Source organism: Arthrobacter sp. 10T413_2, from assembly GCF_056394205.1.
On record NZ_JBFTHK010000343.1, the window covers coordinates 1 to 1,443 of the forward strand.

2 protein-coding genes are annotated in these 1,443 nt (G+C 69.4%); both read left to right on the forward strand.

Annotated features, from left to right (window positions below):
* On the forward strand, positions 1 to 478 hold a 478-nt coding region (locus AC1DBQ_RS23310; protein WP_476930750.1), incomplete at its 5' end, for a DALR anticodon-binding domain-containing protein.
* A gap of 5 nt (positions 479 to 483) precedes the next feature.
* On the forward strand, positions 484 to 1,443 hold a 960-nt coding region (locus tag AC1DBQ_RS23315; protein ID WP_476930751.1), incomplete at its 3' end, for a diaminopimelate decarboxylase family protein.

Here is a 1,443-nt window from a genome sequence, read left to right on the forward strand (position 1 = left end):
CCGCTACTCGCTCGCCCGGTTCCCGGCCGATTCGCCGCTGACCCTGGACCCCGAGCTGCTCAAGAAGCACAGCAACGAAAACCCGGTGTTCTACGTCCAGTACGCCCACGCCCGCTCCCGCGGCGCCGCCCGCAATGCCGTGGCCGCCGGCGTCGAGCGCCGTGTCGACKGCAAAKCCTGCTTCGACGCCGCCCTGCTGGACCACGCCACCGAAAACGAGCTGCTCTCGCACCTGGGCAGCTACCCCTCGGTGGTGGCCAAGGCCGCCGAACTGCGCGAACCACACCGCGTGGCCCGGCACCTGGAAGTCATCGCCGGCGCCTACCACCGCTGGTATGACGCCTGCCGGGTGGCGCCCCAGGGCGAGGAACCCATCACCGACACCAACCGGACCAGGCTGTGGCTCAACGACGCCACGAGCCAGGTGCTGGCCAACGGACTGGAACTGCTGGGCGTCTCGGCGCCGGAACGGATGTAATCGCCATGACCGCAAATTCAGGACAGTCCCCGCTCGCACCCGGCTGGCTTGAGGTCCCCGCCGACCTCAACGCCCTCCACGAACCGCTGTGGGCCGGCGGAGTCGCCCGGAACGACGCCGGCGAGCTCACCATCGAGGGGTTGACGGTCAGCGAACTGCAACGCGAGTACGGGACGCCGCTGTTCGTGCTCAGCGAGACCGACTTCCGGGCCCGCGCCCGGGCGTTCAGCGACGCGTTCAACGACGCCTTCGCGGACATCTGTGGGGGAGTGGACGTCTACTACGCCGGCAAGTCCTTCCTGTGCACCTCCGTGGTCCGCTGGGTCGAGGAAGAAGGGCTGCGGCTGGACACCGCATCCGGCGGCGAACTCGCCGTCGCCGCCCGCGCTGGCATCCCGGGCGCCGACGTCGCGCTGCACGGCAACAACAAGTCCGACGGCGAAATCCACCGGGCCCTGGACATGCAACTGGGCCGGATCGTGGTGGACAGCCTCGACGAGCTCGAGCGCGTCGCGGCGATCGCGGCCAACCGGGGCGACACCGCGAAGGTCATGCTCCGGCTGACCCCCGGAGTGCACGCCCACACGCACGAATTCATCGCCACCGCCCACGAGGACCAGAAATTCGGTCTCTCCATGGCACCGGACTCCACCGACCAGGCCGGGCTGTCCGCCGCTGAGGAAGCCGTGGCCGCGGCCATCGGGCACGAGAGCATCGAGCTGCTGGGCCTGCACTGCCACATCGGCTCCCAGATCTTCGAACCCGACGGCTTCGCCCTCGCCGCCGAAAAGCTCCTGGACTTCCTGGCCGCCATGCAGGCCAAGTACTCCATCGTGCTGCCCGAGCTGGACCTCGGAGGCGGCTACGGCATCGCCTACACCCCCGTTGACACGCCCCGCCCGGCCGCAGAGATCGCGCAGGCGATGGCCGCCGTCGTCCGTTCCAAGTGCGCCGTGCTGGGTATT